This window comes from Paenibacillus sp. J22R3, assembly GCF_056269305.1.
The window spans coordinates 623,443-639,276 of the sequence record NZ_JBWDNS010000001.1 but is presented as its reverse complement, the minus strand read 5'-3'; the positions used below and the strand labels follow the sequence as shown (position 1 = coordinate 639,276).

General features: G+C 47.9%; 13 protein-coding genes and 1 other annotated feature. Of the genes, 1 reads left to right on the top strand and 12 read right to left on the bottom strand.

The features are described 5' to 3' along the window. Positions 1-185 precede the first annotated feature (185 nt). The 5 genes from AC0YN4_RS02880 to gltX all read right to left on the bottom strand — a co-directional run bounded on the left by AC0YN4_RS02880 (position 186) and on the right by gltX (position 7,161). Positions 186-2,117 (bottom strand): fructose-1,6-bisphosphatase, encoded by a 1,932-nt coding sequence (locus tag AC0YN4_RS02880; RefSeq protein ID WP_475835079.1) that lies wholly within the window; start codon positions 2,115-2,117, stop codon positions 186-188. Between the two features lie 684 nt (positions 2,118-2,801). Next, complete coding sequence (locus AC0YN4_RS02875; protein WP_475835078.1) at positions 2,802-3,668, bottom strand: aldo/keto reductase; 867 nt, start codon at positions 3,666-3,668, stop codon at positions 2,802-2,804. A gap of 426 nt (positions 3,669-4,094) precedes the next feature. Next, positions 4,095-4,889, bottom strand: coding sequence for a class I SAM-dependent DNA methyltransferase (locus AC0YN4_RS02870; protein WP_475835077.1), 795 nt, complete (start codon positions 4,887-4,889; stop codon positions 4,095-4,097). Positions 4,890-5,110: 221 nt separating this feature from the next. Further along, complete coding sequence (locus AC0YN4_RS02865; RefSeq protein WP_475835076.1) at positions 5,111-5,497, bottom strand: DUF6199 family natural product biosynthesis protein; 387 nt, start codon at positions 5,495-5,497, stop codon at positions 5,111-5,113. Continuing rightward, positions 5,494-7,161: a glutamate--tRNA ligase gene (gene gltX, locus AC0YN4_RS02860; RefSeq protein ID WP_475835075.1), complete on the bottom strand. Its 1,668-nt coding sequence runs from the start codon at positions 7,159-7,161 to the stop codon at positions 5,494-5,496. The genes AC0YN4_RS02865 and gltX overlap by 4 nt, the downstream gene beginning before the upstream one ends. Positions 7,162-7,220: 59 nt before the next feature. Then, positions 7,221-7,455, bottom strand: a binding site (T-box leader). A gap of 182 nt (positions 7,456-7,637) precedes the next feature. Between gltX and AC0YN4_RS02855 the strand changes: the two genes are divergently transcribed. Then, positions 7,638-9,035, top strand: a complete 1,398-nt coding sequence (locus AC0YN4_RS02855; protein WP_475835074.1) for a hypothetical protein — start codon at positions 7,638-7,640, stop codon at positions 9,033-9,035. Between the two features lie 62 nt (positions 9,036-9,097). On the opposite strand, the gene AC0YN4_RS02850 is transcribed toward AC0YN4_RS02855, so the two are convergent. From AC0YN4_RS02850 to AC0YN4_RS02820, 7 genes are all read right to left on the bottom strand, one after another. Continuing rightward, complete coding sequence (locus AC0YN4_RS02850) at positions 9,098-9,751, bottom strand: alpha/beta hydrolase (protein WP_475835073.1); 654 nt, start codon at positions 9,749-9,751, stop codon at positions 9,098-9,100. A 56-nt stretch (positions 9,752-9,807) separates the two neighbouring features. Further along, complete coding sequence (locus tag AC0YN4_RS02845) at positions 9,808-10,863, bottom strand: LLM class flavin-dependent oxidoreductase (RefSeq protein ID WP_475781019.1); 1,056 nt, start codon at positions 10,861-10,863, stop codon at positions 9,808-9,810. Between the two features lie 240 nt (positions 10,864-11,103). Beyond that, entirely contained in the window at positions 11,104-11,652 is a 549-nt protein-coding gene (locus tag AC0YN4_RS02840) for a hypothetical protein (RefSeq protein ID WP_475835072.1), read from the bottom strand. A 496-nt stretch (positions 11,653-12,148) separates the two neighbouring features. Further along, the gene (locus AC0YN4_RS02835) at positions 12,149-13,534 is read right to left on the bottom strand and encodes an MFS transporter (protein WP_475835071.1); all 1,386 of its coding nucleotides are present in this window, start codon (positions 13,532-13,534) and stop codon (positions 12,149-12,151) included. Positions 13,535-13,536: 2 nt separating this feature from the next. Continuing rightward, positions 13,537-14,187, bottom strand: a complete 651-nt coding sequence (locus AC0YN4_RS02830; RefSeq protein WP_475835070.1) for an FMN-dependent NADH-azoreductase — start codon at positions 14,185-14,187, stop codon at positions 13,537-13,539. A gap of 331 nt (positions 14,188-14,518) precedes the next feature. Beyond that, positions 14,519-14,719: a hypothetical protein gene (locus tag AC0YN4_RS02825; RefSeq protein WP_475835069.1), complete on the bottom strand. Its 201-nt coding sequence runs from the start codon at positions 14,717-14,719 to the stop codon at positions 14,519-14,521. After that, positions 14,716-15,822 carry a GerAB/ArcD/ProY family transporter gene (locus tag AC0YN4_RS02820; protein ID WP_475780945.1) on the bottom strand — a complete coding sequence of 369 codons (1,107 nt, stop codon included), beginning with the start codon at positions 15,820-15,822 and terminating at the stop codon, positions 14,716-14,718. Before AC0YN4_RS02820 ends, AC0YN4_RS02825 begins: the two co-directional genes overlap by 4 nt. Between the last annotated feature and the right edge of the window lie 12 nt (positions 15,823-15,834).

Genomic DNA, 15,834 nt, shown 5'->3' with positions numbered 1-15,834 from the left:
TTAGGTAAATTTTACTACTCCCATTTTCTATAATTCGACTAAATCCCAAGGTTTGCCTGCTTGATTTCGACAAAAAATTAAATATCTTTCATTTATATTCGCGTTTAGGTCCAATTTACTCAAAAAGGCTGCCGATGCCGGCAGCCTTGCTAATGATTATTGAGCTATCTAACCCGACAATAGTTTCATCTCATGTAGCGATCTTCTAAGAGATTTTTCAAATTCGAGATTTTCTGCAGCAGCTTCTCCCCGACATTGGTTTCTCTTACCAGCTTACGCTCCAGTTCCTTGTCCACCAGTCTTTTTACAGACAATACGTCCGTTCCGTTACACAACACATCTTCTTTTGATATAAATTTCTGATGGGCAACCAGCTGCATGCCAAAGGAATTATACAATAAGGTATATCCGGCGATGCCCGTTGTGGATTGATAGGCTTTGGAAAAACCGCCGTCAATGACAATCAGTTTCCCGTTTGCTTTAACGGGGTTCTCTCCACGAATTTCTTTAACCGGCGTGTGACCGTTAATGATATGTCCATGATCCGGATTCATATCAAACTCCAGCAGAATTTTCCGGCAGATCTCCTCATTTTCACGCAGATGGTAATAAGGGTTCTTTCTCTCCTTATAGGTTTCTTTATCTTGGATAAAGTACCGTTCAAAGGAGGTCATTTCTCTCTTTCCAAAAAGCGAGGAACACTCCCCTGTCCAGATGTACCACACCATATCCGTAGCCAGATCTTCCGTCTCTTCCGGATGCGCAAAGGCGTAACGTAAATAATATTCAAAAACATCGAGCAGCTGACGGCCCGAATATGTCTTGTCTTCAATCTGCATTTCTTCCATGTTGCCTTCTTCATCCAATGGAATACAACCGTGAAATAACAGATTCCCATTGTATTTTAAATAAAGGCTGCCCTTTTTCATAAGAAAATTCATATGTCTGGCCAGCTTTTCGGAATGCTGAACGGAGAACAGCAGCTTGTCCATCACCTGCTGTTCTTCCTCCAGCATTTGTTCAGGCTGCTGCGGATTTACGGTTGCGAAACAGGCGTTTTCGAGCGGGTAAGTTTTACCGCCGATCTTGATTTCGGTTTTGTCGTAATCGATCTGCTCAAGCAAAAGCCTATTAGTCATATTAAAGTATGGGCGTCTCTTGATTATCGGGATTTCAAGCTTGAACTGGATCACGGCAATGGCTTGATGCATTTTGGTAATCTGCAGAATTTCCTGCTCCGAACCGTTATGGTCGGACTGCAGCTTCGGTCTAAAGGCTGGATTGTCATCATAGTATTTCTCCGCCAAATTCAGCAGTGGGCGCAAATTGATTCCATATACGTCTTCGATGATGTCCAGATTGTCGTATCTGGCGCAGATCCGGATAATATTCGCAAGGCAGACTTGGGAACCCGCGTAGGCGCCTATCCACAGGACATCATGGTTCCCCCACTGAATGTCTACTGAATGGTAGTTGATTAGCGTGTCCATAATTTTATCGGGGTCCGGTCCCCGGTCATAGATATCTCCGACTACATGAAGATGGTCGACCACCAAGCGCTGGGTCGTATAAGCAAGGCCGATAATGAGCTTGTCCGCCTGGCCCAATGTAATAATTTGCCTATATATTTCCTCATAATAAGGGTCCTTGTTGTTGGTCGAATCCGTCTTATATAGAAGCTCTTCTACAATGTATACAAACTGCTCCGGCAGAGCTTTGCGCAATTTGGAGCGCGTATATTTGGAAGAGGCATAAGAAACGAGCTTAAGCATGTGTTCAATCGTTTGTCTGTACCATCGGTTCAAGGCTTGTTTATTCCACAATTCTGCTTTAACCAACTGTATTTTTTCTTCCGGATAATAAACTAACGCAATAAATTCGTTCATTTCGTGATCCGTCCAAACCTCTCGGAACAAAGCTTTGATTTTATCTTTCACGGTACCCGAACCGTTTCTAAGCACATGCTGAAAAGCCTGGAACTCCCCATGCAAATCACTGACAAAATGCTCCGTTCCCTTGGGAAGATTGGAGATCGCTTCTAGGTTGATGATTTCTGTTACAACTTTTTCTTCCGTATCATATTCCATGGCCAATAAATCTAGAAACTGCGCATCCAAAAAGAAACCTCCAATATCTTTTGGAGTAGTTTACCATGCTGCCGATTGATTTATACTGACCATAAGTTCAATGAATAAGCTCAAGGTCATATCTGACCGGTTGCGAGTCACTCATACAAGTCTTGTTAATTCACTGTTGATTACTCGATGTGAGGCAACAAAACGATCTTTCGGACTAATCCCAAACGATGCAAATTGCACCTTCGATTGATTGGTAATAAATTGGACTTCATACTGCTTCGCATTTCCCACAAAGAAACTATTGTATGTGGATGCGCTCGGTTTCACAGTAAACGCAACGTTATGAATCAATTTCTTTCTTCCGTTTAATGCATACACTTTGATTCTTACTCTAGCATTCTCATTTCGATTCTGGTTTAACGAGTTTACAACAATATCTTTGGATACAGTCCTATCTTTCTCCGTTAAATTATTCAAAGGTCCAGTCGTATATTTACGAACCATACATACTCCGCCCTTTCATAACAAGATATTGTAAAAGAATCAAGTCGCTTAAATATCTTATTTATTAAGGGGTTTAACTGATTGGACGAATCTGCCCGCTATTTCAAAAAAACAAGGAGCAGCTGCCGTAGGCAAACTGCTCCTTGCTCTTTGTTTATGGCTTTGCAAAATAGATCCCGAAAGTTCTATCATGTCGCCGGTCGATTGCCGTAGGGGCAATTAGGCTGTGATTTGAGCAGCGATGCCATTCAATTCAGCTACGTCTTTCGCGGAAAGCTCCACGTTGGATGCACCCGCGCAGTTAACGATGTTCACCGCTTTGCTTGCGCCGGGAATCGGCAGAATAACGGGCGACAATTGAAGCAGCCATGCAATCGCGATCTGCTGCGGCGATGCATCATGACTTCTGGCGATACGGGAAAGCGTCTCGTTGCTGCCGATACCTTGCGCGTTGCCCATGCCGTTTAGAGGGCTGTATGGTAGGAAAGCAATACCTAGCTCTTCGCAGCGCTTCAGCACGTCCATGGATGAATGGTCAAATAAATTCATACGGTTTTGAACAGACGCGACCGTTACAATGTTGCGGGCTTCTTCCAACTGTGCAACGGAAACGTTCGACAGTCCCACGTGAACGACCTTCCCTTCCCGCTGCAATTCAGCGACTGTTCCCACGGATTCCGCAAACGGAACCTTAGGATCCGGACGGTGGAATTGATAGAGCGTGATTGCTTCCACGCCGAGCGCACACAAACTGTCCTCGCACGCTTGACGCAAGTGTTCAGGACGGCCATCGGTTTCCCAGCGTCCATCCGGACGAATGTGTCCGCCTTTTGTCGCGATGAGCACTTCGGGACGGTTATGTAAAGCTTTGGCGAGCAGACGTTCGTTATGACCGTTTTCGGTCGAATTCAAGCAGTACGAATCGGCTGTATCGAACAGTGTAATGCCTTGCTCCAATGCGGCATGCACTGCTCTGATGCCGTCTTCCTCAGAAGGGCGTCCGTTAACGGAGAGCGGCATTCCGCCCATCCCGATTTCCCCCACGATTATCCCCGTCGAACCAAGTTTACGTTGTGGCATTGTCATGGTACAACCTCCTTAGTGATAGTTATGAAGCTTCCAAGAGTAGTGACGAAAAATTCCATTTTTAAGTATACCAGTTCAGCATTTTCACTAATAGTACTGAAAAAAAGTTCATCTAGTTACTCTGATGTAAGGAATGCTTGGTTTTCGTGAACAGTTGCCGAAGGTGATAGCCGCAGCAAGACCATGATGGTTTAATCCGTCAAGGTAACCCCAGCCGTTTTCGGCGGAACCGATCATCCATCCTCCTTCAGGGAGCGGTCGATTGCGCCTGATCATTTTTGCTCTCTTCCTTACTCAGGCTGCCTATTTCCTCGTGGTGATTCAGCTAACGTCGCTGCGCAAGAAGTGGTATCCATAAAATAAAAAACCGCGTAGTTGAACGCGGCTTCTCATGCATATATTTTTTGTTTCGGTTTGGAACGCAATTTACTTTCGGCAGATGAAGATCAGTTCACGGTGGTCTGCTGTAGCTGGTTCATCGCTGAAATCTCCATAGATTTGTATGTCGCTGAAGCCAGCACGCTCAAGCATCAACACCAACTCGTTCTTCGTATAGTCATCCAACCTCTGCGTTTGAACTTCCTCCTTAATAAGGACACCATCGCGCCACAGCCGGAGTCGCATCTGTCGGGTGGCGACGTTCTCCAAAGGATCTGTATCGAGTGACCGGGCAGCCATTTCCAGCTCCGTTCCGTCGGCCAGAAGTTGGCGTTCACTGGATGCGGGCCATCCCTTGGGTTCAGCATGCCTGTACTCAGGCAACCTCGCCAGCCAAGCGGGCGGATCGTTCCATCGCACCGTATAGTTGAAAGCGAATGTGCCGCCTGAACGTAGATGCTCATGGCAGCGCTGCATGGCCTGCATAGTCAGACGATGCTGTCCACCAAGACCAATCACCCCGCAAGCAAATATCGTCCTATAACGCTGCGGCAAATCCAATTCGTGCATGGCCTGCGCATAGAGCCGGGGTGAAAGGCCTTGCTTTGCTGCTCGCTCCTGACAGACTGCGAGCATATCCTCAGAGTAGTCGCAGCCATCCACATCCAGACCATCCTGCAAAAAGAGGAGCAATAAGCGTCCACTGCCGCAGCCCAGATCAAGCGCCGGTAGTCCGGACGTCTCGATCAGCTTCTTGTAGTACTCCCCTTCCGGACCTGCTTCCGTGGCATTCGCCCACGATTGTGCGACAAGGCCATAGTGCCATATTTGGGGTCGTTGCATATTTTGATGACCTCCCTGATAGTAGGTGAAATCATTAGCCACAACAGAACTGCCAGTATAGGGTTGATGTAGTCACATCGATCACCCGCTCTCATAGGAATGATTTTACAATAACACGATTTCCTGATTCTTCCAATAGTTGATGTCAGGTAATAAATGATTGTAGTCATTCTGTACTGACGCTACTCGTCTTGCCTGTTATAGACGCAATCCGCATGCGCCTAGTACGCTTTGATAGCTACGATAATCGAACCGATCATCACGACAATGCCGCCGACCTTGCTCGTGAAATAATAGAAGTCGCTCGGCTCGGGGTTCTCGTACATGAGCCGCTGCGGAGATAGACGGAACATTAAATCCTGGAAGGCTTGGTACCGGAAGCTGCACCAGCCAAAGATCAACAGGCCGAGGGCAAGAAACAGAAACCCTGGCATGCCTCGTTTGACATGGTAATCGGGGTAAGCCGCGCTTACGAGCGCCGACGGCGGAAAATCTTCTTCCCCTTCCTGCTTGATCCGCTCGCCGTTTGCGAACGCCTGTATAACCATGACGATATTGCCTTTGTCATCGTAGCTCAAGAGAAAGCCGTTATTATCCTCGACGCTCACCCGGTAGCTCCGGAGAACTGCTTCAGGCGATCCCGTACCCGGCTTTCCCCCATGACGTGCATCATGTCGTACAGATCCGGCGTCATCGTCCGGCCCGACAGGGCAACACGTACGACCATCGCGACGTCGCCGACATGTCCCGGATATGCCTCCGGATTTTTCTTATATGTCTTGGCATCCTTGGCGAAGCCAAGCTGCTCGCCGATCGCCTTCACTTTGCCGAACCAAGCATCCCGGTCGTCTCCCAGATCAAGCGATTGCTCGTATTCGCGAATGATCTGCTGCGCCAGCTCTAGCGATACATCCGCCGGCAGTGCCTCGAAGCCAGCTTCGACCGAACGGTTGTAGAACTCGTCGTAGAAGTAAGCGTACAGGTCGTTCACTTCGGACCACTTTGAAATGTCCTTGCGCGGCTTCTCCGCCACTCGTCCGATATTGAAGATAGCGAATGCATAGTCGCGATTGGCACTCAGTGTCGCAGCCAGCTCCTCATCGAACGAAGCAGCCCATTCCGATGCTTGCGCATAGACTTCGTCCGCGCTGTACCGTGAAATGACGTCCTTGCTTATATCGTTAAGCTTGTTCATATCGAACAGCGCACCACTGACGTTCATTTTGTTCACGTCGATCGCAAAATCCGTATACGGAGCTTCCGGATGGCTCATCCGCCACTCCTCGTAGTTCGAATTGATAAGCGTCATGAAATACTCGGCGATGGCTTTGCTCGGATACCCTTCCGTCTGGTAAAAGATCGCGGTCGCGTCCCGGTCCTTCCGCTTGCTGAACTTACGCTTCGAGGCGCCGTCCATTTTCATGATCGGAGCCAGATGGCCGTATTCCGGCCTGCGGAAGCCCAAAATCTCGAACAGCTGAATATGCACGGGTACGGAAGCCAGCCAATCGTCGCCACGAATGACGTGAGTCGTGCCCATCAGAGTATCGTCCACCGCATGCGCAAAATGATAAGTTGGTATGCCGTCTGATTTCATGATGACGATGTCCTGATCGTTTTCCGGCATTTCAATTTCACCTTTGATCAAGTCGTCATACTTGATTCTACTCCCCGGCAAACCGGGCGACTTCAACCGAATGACGAACGGCCTGCCCTTCTCGAGCTTCAACAGAGCTTGCTCAGGCGTCCAATTTCGGTGAACAGCCCATTCTCCGTAGTAGCCCGGAGTCAAATGAGCTGCTTGCTGCTTGTCACGAATCGCCTGAACTTCATCCGCATCGCAGAAGCAGGGGTAAGCAAGTCCTCTGCGAATCAAATCCTTGATAAAAACATGATAGAGGCTTACTCGCTCACTTTGCCTGTAAGGTCCGTAGATGCCGACTTCTTCACCGGAAACAGTCGGCCCTTCATCCGTGTAAATGCCGCAGTAGCCGAGAGACCGAATGATGTCTTCCATGCTGCCTTCGACTTCTCGCTTCTTGTCGGTATCTTCGATCCGCAAGTAGAAGACGCCGCCGCTTTGATGCGCCATCCGTTCGGAGATTTGCGTTGCGTAGAGTCCCCCGATCGTCATAAAGCCCGTCGGGCTAGGAGCGAACCGAGTCACTTGAGCGCCCTCCGGCAAATCTCTTTTGGGATAGCTGTCCAGAACTTCTTGGGGGAGCCGCGTCACTCCCGGAAACAAACGATCTGCCAACTCAGCTTGATTCATCGTAGATTCATTCCTTCCCTATGGGCTTGTAAGCAATCAAAAAAGCCTTCCGTCCTCGGTTAAAGGACGAAAGGCTCAGCTTCCGTGGTACCACCTTAATTGGGGCAATCGCCCCTCTCAACGAAACCGCGCTTTAGCGGCTTCTCTTCTGTAACGGGAAGACCCGCCGGACCTACTCCCTCTTTCGGCCCGATGCTCCAAGGCTTCTTTCGCCAAGTTCGAATGCCCGTTTCCACCGCTCCGGGCTCTCTGCGATTCGAGTGCTTGCCTACTCATCCTTTTCATCGCTCGTATGAATATCCAATAATTATCATTAACGGTATCACAAGGGATTATACAGCGTCAAGGGATTCCAGCGGATCGAAAAAGGGCGGATACTAAGCTGAACAGTATTGACAGGAAAAAACCGGAATGATAGTATTTTCTACTAATCATACCTATTTAATATGAATTAATTCACTAGGAGGTCTTTTCTCATGTCCATTCGAACTTCCGTACGCAACAGGGTTCTCCTAACAGCTGCTCTATCAGCCACTTTGCTGGCATACGCCCAGTCTCCCGCCTTCGCATCCCCTGTAGCGACTGTGAATTCCACTACAGCCATCACAATCGATTCGGTCTCGGCGAAAGAGATTTCTTCCGCGGAATACGCTGCATTCCTGAAGGACAAATTCAGTCTAACGCTCTCCGAGAACGTGAGTCGCGGCGAGTTCTTCGCCGATGTGGTCCGTTTGCTGCAGCTATCCCCTGCGGACAAGCCAGTGACCTTTAATGACTTGAACACATCGAGTCCTTACTACAATGCTGCCGCGGCGCTGTATCAGAACGGGCTGCTGTCGTCGGATATTACGAATGCATCTGCGCCACTTAAAGCCGTCAACGCCGTGCAGCTCGCGCTTCGCTTGGCCGGGTTTAAGGAACTAGCATACACGTATTCCGAAGCGAAAGCGGAGAAAGTGATTGCTAAGCTTCCGATCAAGTTGTCCTCACTCAACAAGCAAACGAAGCAGGAACTAGCCGCGGCAATCGATACGGGCCTGTTGCCTGCCTCCTATTTCAACCAGCTCGCTCCTAACGCACCTGTCACTTCGGACTTGGCGAACCTGCTGATTGGCAAGACGCTCGTCTTCAAGGGACAATATAAGCATTACCTTGGCTATGTAGGCGACGCTGACATCTATACCAAGCTTTCGGATGCGTATAATGGATCGGTCATCATTAAAGACGACCAGCTGCAGAAAATCGTCGATGTTGCGCTGGAGCAGGGATTGGTTACGGGCTACAACCTGAAAGACAGCCATTACGAGTCCAATTTCATCGAATCTTTGACGTTGATCTATGGCCACTCTGATCTCCAACACGCTCTCCAGTTGATCGGGTTGCTGCGAAGCGAGGGCATCGAAGCCAAGGTACAATTCGAACCGAAAACCTCAGCCTTCGTCTATCTGAAAGAATGGGGCGAGCCCGGCGTTTCTGACCAATACGAAGTTCGTAAAATTTCGAACGGCAATTACATCGAATACGCAAAGGAATACGATATCGCCTTTGAATTCGAGAATGCCGCCGACAAGAAGCGCTTTAACGCAATCATCAGCGCCTATGCTAAGAAAAACGAAGAAAATCAACTTGGACTTCTTGTAAGCTCATGGTGGCAGCCGCTGTACTACTCGCTGACGCCATTGGCCGACTATAAGGAAATCACGAATAATAAAATTCAGCTTGGCCGGTATTACGCGCAGTCCTTCTCACTGAAGGAGCAGTCCAAGGCCATCGTCGACGGATTCAAGCACGTAGATCCATCTGTCGACGTTCAAAGTTACAATTTCTGGACCGATATTCCGTTCTACAATTATTTGAATGGCGAACCACTCTAATAGTCCAGAATGTCGTCGAAATCGACAGGCCACCGATTAATCATCGGTGGCCTGTTCTTCGTTTATCGTCCAAACGCCCACGCCACCATCAATGGGAACTCTTCTCGCCACATCACATCGTCATGTGACGCGATCCGCTCTCTCATTTCCACGTCTGCACCGGCCACGCGCAGAGCAGCCGCCCACCTTGTCGCATTATTAAGGAAAAACTGCTCTAGCGTGCCGGCGACAAGGTACACACGAGGAATCGAACCCGGCATTACGTCAGGTGGTTGGTAACCCCCGCCCGGCGAGGCGCAGAATATCGCACCGAAAATCTCGGGATGCCGAAGACCGATGGCGAGCGATAGCTCACCGCCTGCAGATACACCGAACACCGCGGTGCTTTCGGTGGTTAGCGTGACTCCGAAACGTGACTTGACCCATCGGTAGACATCCTCGACGAAGAACTTCTCGTGAGCTGAGAATCGTTCCGGGCTAAAGCCCGGAGAATATTCATGGAGCCGCAGCGTCTCATCGGTCAGTCGGTGCACGCCGATAATCATCGTGGACGGAGCGACGGACTCCTCGAGAATTCCGCCCCACTGCGAGATCAACTGACCGTCACCGGCAAAAACGAATGCCTGAGGAGGGTCCGGAGGGACATACACCGTAACTTGCCGACCACCGTCGTACTCGAACGTCTCGGTGACGAATTTTCCTGCGATGAGTGACATTGCCGCTAGCCTCCTCTCATTGATATCTCTAACTATCAATTCGCGAAGTACTTGAACTATCCTGTCTGTTCAGCTTCCCATCTTGCGATTTCTTCACGGACTCGCGGCGCTACTTCAGTTCCAAGCAGTTCAATTGCCCGCATCACTTCATCGTGCGGCATCGTGCCTACAGGCATGTGCAGCATAAAACGCGAGAAGCCTAATTTCTTATGCATGTAGATGATTTTGTTGGCTACGGTTTCGGGATCGCCTACGTAGAGACCGCCTTCCAACGTTCGTTCAGCGTCGAATTGCGAGCGGGTGTAATCGCCCCAACGGCGCTCTTTGCCAAATAGATTGAACGATGCTTGAGTCGGCGGGAAATATCGGTCTACCGCGAGCTGTGTGTTCTCAGCTACGAAGCCGAGGGAATGTACCGCTACGGGAAGCTTGGATGCGTCATGTCCGGCTTGAGCTGCTGCCTTCTTATAGAGCTGCACAATCGGTGCGAATCGCAGTGGACTGCCGCCAATAATCGCAAGCACGAGCGGCAATCCTAGCGTACCCGCGCGTATGGCCGATTCCGGATTGCCCCCGCTGCCGATCCAGATGGGCAGTTGATCCTGTACAGGTCGTGGATAAATACCGAGATCTTTGAACGCTGGCCGATGCCCTCCTCTCCAAGTCACCTTCTCCGATTCTCTAATTTTCAATAAGAGCTCGAGCTTCTCTTCGAATAGGGTCTCATAATCGTTCAAATCAAAGCCGAATAAAGGAAAAGCATCGACCATGGACCCTCTTCCTACGATAATTTCCGCACGACCATTGGATATGCCGTCTATCGTAGCAAACTCCTGAAATACACGCACGGGATCAGCGGCGGAGAGCACCGTAACCGAACTGGTCAGGCGGATGTTCTCCGTCTTGGAAGCGCCTGCCGCCAGTATGATGGCGGAAGCCGAATCTCCGAATTCCTTTCGATGATGTTCGCCAACTCCGAATATGTCCAGCCCGACCTTATCGGCCAAGACGATTTCTTCCACGACCTCACGCAACCGTTCCGCGTGCGTTATAGTCTTCCCTGTACGAACATCCGGTGTTGTTTCTACAAACGTATCCATGCCGATTTCAATTTTCATTTATATTGCCTCCTATTACATCTATAGTACTCTAATTTTATTTATCCTATAAATAGATAATATAATTATATGATATAAACTGTCAACGATCATATCTTCCTTCGCATCCACATCGTTCCAGACGATCTGTTCAAAATTCCACACAATAAATGAGCTAACAAAAAAAGCCCACGTTTAACGTGGACTTCATTCGGACAATGTTCTTGTCTTCCGACAACTGCTCCAATAAAGTGATTACATCGGTTGAATGGGATTGCCCTTCAAGATGTCTTCCACTTCTTGGTAGCCATCAAGGTAGGCAAAGTTATATCGCGCTGGGAGTGCGAACACGTATTTGTCATTGCGAGTTAGTTCGCTTGGTCCCATAGGCGCTGCGCCGATGAACAATTTCTCCTGCTGAAGCTCGTTCCATTGATCGATCGTAAAGACATAAATAGGGATGTCCTGTCTAGGCTTGTCAGCTGTCCATTCAGGATGGCGGATGGCTATGGATGCGCCGCTTGCTACGACCTTACCGTCTGATGCATCATGACCTTTCCAATTGTCCGTTACGATCGTGTATCCTTTCCAACTGTCCGGCAGCGTGAAACGGAATCCGTATTGGGTATTCTCATAGACGGTTTGTTCAACTTGATTCGTTTGTGCAACGACAGGTTTTACCTGTGATACGACCGGTGCTGCCTGCTCTGCATGATTCGCTCTGTTTGCGGACACTATAGCCGGTACGGATACTGCGACAACAGCCACCAGCAGTGCTGCGGCTACCTTGTTTTTCTTTTTCATGTTCATTTCCTCCTCAAAATCTTTCGTTTATTGTGAACTAAATTCACTACCGTGAGCAGTATGTAAGACGAAAACGCTCACGACTTTGTAAATCTTATAAGGTCTCGGTGTCGTCATAGGTTTAAACATGGGTACGTAATAATATATTTTTTGGATACTTGTACTCAAAGTGTCATCGCCTACATCCGGTTTGCCCCATTTGTAACGAATCGCGGAGGTCGGCGTTTTGCCTGCGAAGAGCTTTGCGGCTAATTTATACGAGTGTTTCGATTTGATCAAGACATAGATTTTCACCTCTTATTTTATTGGAGATAAGCGACGGTTGGCTTACAACCTCATATTACCCAGATCAGCCTCGAAAGGAATGACAGAACGGTAACGAAACAGTTACAAGTAGGTAAAGAACGATTTTACCTGTAGGAATGACAAAAGATGATGGTTTGGAAGGTTTGTCCGTATGCGATAGACTGGTCGCGCACCACACACTAACTAAATACTAAGCAAGTGTTGTGCTATCCAACTTATTGTCCTTGCTCTTGCCAGCTGCACGCCCAAATTGCACATAATAAAGTGCAGCCATCACAACGATCAGAACTGCCAGTACCAAGAAAATATTGCTGTATACGAATGTTGCGCTATTTTGAGGTATCGGATTAAAGCGAACGGCTGATGTGCCGAAATCCAGCACCTTGGCGATTGTAGCCGTCGATGCAGCCAATGAAATAAAAGTGACCATATTGTACAATCCCAGTCCTATTCCCATATGCTCATTTGGTAATGTTCGTGAAATGGTGTTCGACATCGCAATTTGCATAAACGATTGACCCAGAACACTGAATACAAGAAAAATCGCAATAAAGACTGGGGACATGCCAACTATGGATGACAAACAGATAAAACCGATTGTAAGAAGTGACGCTGCTGTATACACAAGAAACGGATTTCCCTTCTCATCCGCTAATTTACCTCCTCCTCGACCCAAAATCGCGGCAACTAAAGCTGACGGTAACATAACCATTCCGATGAATAGCGGTGACAAGTGGTTTACGGAAGAAAGCAACTGAGGTGTAATGAATTGAATGGCAAAGTTAATCCCGAGCATGACGAACGTAATAATTAGACCGAAAGTAAACGGTTTGTTTCGGAATAAAGCCGGGTTTATAAATGGCGCAGAAGCATAGCGAATACGCATTATGAATAAAACGAGAAAAACAGTACCCGCCAAAGCAAACCATATATTTCCGCCGGTTAAAGCAAGTAACAAAAGAGCTACTGTGCCTGCTAAAAGTGATCCGCCAATAAAGTCCATTTTGCCGGCGACTCCCTTTTCATCATCTAAATACTTCCGATACAGCGGCAACGTAAAGAGAGATAAAAGTGAAATAATAAATAAAATTCGCCAGTTCCACGCACTGCTCACTACCCCCGCAATGATCGGACCGAGCGCCGAACCGAGTGCGAACCCGATTGCAACGGTACCCAGCGCACGCCCTCGCCTTTCCGGTGAAAAGTAACGAACCGGAATGATCATGGCAATCGCGGGAATGACCGATGCACCAGCTGCCTGTACAATGCGTCCCACAATGACCATCCAATATTCAATAGCCACTAAGCCTACAACAGATCCAATTGCAAATAAAAATAAGCCAAATGTTAATAAACTCTTCAAGCTGTAGCTTTGTGACAATTTCCCGTAAGTTACCGAGCCGATTGCATATACAATCATATAGCCTGTAATAACCCAGCTCACTTGGGATGGAGTAAGATGAAACTCATTGCCAATAGTTGGAAGCGCAACGTTAAACATGTTTGCACTCATTACTGAAATAATAAGCGTAAAGACCATAACACGAAGTAAGAATTCTCCGACATTCTTTTTCATTATCATTTCTGAACCGGCACTTTGGATAAATACGTCGCGGCTCCCTCAGCCTCTTTATAGGCTTTCTCCAATATTTCATCCCGATTTAAAACAGCTGTCCCTTGAGCCCTGATGATCTGATAATCTTCAACCCCGAGAAATTGGAACATGGATTTGAGATATTTATGAGAAAATTCAACTTCCGTATACCAGTCATTATTTGTATACACGGCCCCGCTTCCTTGGATTACCAGAAGGCTTCGACCGTCTTTCAGCAGCCCTACCGAACCATTCTCCGTATATTTGAACGTTTCGCGAGGAATCAGGATGTTATCCATATAATCTTTGAGTTTGGATGGAATATTGAAGTTATGCAGCGGCAATGCAATGACATACTTATTGGCGCTTTTAAATTGTTGCAGTACCTCAGACATGCGCGAAGTCGCTTTCTGTTCTTCGGCGGTGATCGGCTCACCTTTCGCCAACTTGTCCCATGCGCTCAGTACCGTTTGATCGACTGCGGGTACTTCTTCGCTATATAGATTAATTTGTTCAATGCTCTCAGTTGGATTCAATTCCTTATAAGTTTTCATAAAATGATGAAGAACATTTGAACTGAAAGAAGATGTGGATTCTACTTTCGGGTGGGCATTAATGATAAGCATTTTGTTCATGACGTATCTCCCCCTTATGTCGGTTTCTTTATTGGCGACAAATTTAATCGTCGATTTGTTTTGTCCATAATATATGCTTTTGATGCGGATCTGTCAATTCCAATATCATTGGTAATTGCGGTGGAGTAAGGCTATGCCGTAAATAGAAATCCGCTTGGTAGAGCGGATTTCTTGCGTTTGATTTATTTCGGAGGGTTATTTGTCTTGCTTAAATTCTTGTTTAGCAACTTCGAAAATTCACGTCCTTCAAACAAAGAAAGCTCATTCAATTTATGAATGAGCTTTTACGATTACTATAAGTTGTCAGGCGTTGCTTTCTTCCAAGGACTTCTCAAAACATGAAATCGATGGCTATTCCGATCACTTTGTTCAGATCAAGAGGTCGATGCAAAACCAAGCTCCCCCACAAGATGCAACCGATTGTCGTAATCGTGACGAATACTATCTTTTCTTTGCGGCCAATATTCTGAGCTTTCATTATGATAAAACCGGAGACTAGAAACGCAATGTACAATAGAATCAGCCAGGTCATATCGCCGCCTCCTTACTCGTACTTCTGTCGCGTTTGCGCACCCAACTGGCCACTAGGAACAATAAGGGAAAACCGAATCCGAACGGAACGTAGTAGATGAACAAATAATCCTGGACCCATTCCGCATTCTCCACGATATTAGAGAAAAACAAAGCATAGGCTGAGATAACCCATACGAGCGGGTAAGCGACGACAGCCCTGCTCTCGATTGCGAACAGCTGGCAAATCGCTGAAACGGCGAAATAGAAGAGAATGCTTAACTTCAGGAACACGAGCAGAAGAGCGTTTACGGATATGATCGCTTCGAGATGCTCGATGAAATTAGAAAATTGCATTTCGCGGAAGATGATATAAATGGGGTACGTCAAATGTGACCCCCGGTAAACGCCGAGTAAACCGATGGTAAAGAAAATCCCCAGTGCAAGCTGGAAGCCCATGAATGCGATACCTCCCAAAAAGGCGGTATTGAGCCTCCTGCGTACCAACGGGAATGCCATCATGAATACGACGGTCTCCATGAACGGAAAGCCGAGCGCGTACTTCGTCTCCGCAAGGGTTGGCAACCATTCAAAAGTACCCGGATAGTTGAAATTTCTCCAGTCCCACTCTCTCAGCATGACGGTAAATGGCGTCCAGTACGCGATCATCAGTATGGGGAGAATGACTACGCTCACCATAGAGATCGTGTCGATTCCTTTGATCACCGCGTAGGCACATACAAGCAGCGCCAAGATGTTGAACACGCTAATCGGGGTTCTTGGCATCAAGTTAATCTGCATGTAGTCGCTCATGTTTCGAGTCACCCAAGCCGCCATTTGAACGAAGAACACGACATAACAGAGGGACACGAAGCCTCCGACGTACTTACCCAGCGCCTGTTGGGCGATTTGGACAAGAGACAGACCGGGAAATCGGCTTGCTACGTACAGCCAGAACGCTCCGGCGACAACGCCAAACAGCGTGCTCCACAGTTGGACGAGCCACCCGAACTGCCGAGCTGCGGAGATAATGCCGACTGGCAGCAAGATGAACGACGTCCCTGCGACGAACGCAGCAGTCATTGCGAATAGTTGCCACCCACCTAGTTGTAGTGGTTTTTCCAATGCCATCTCTCT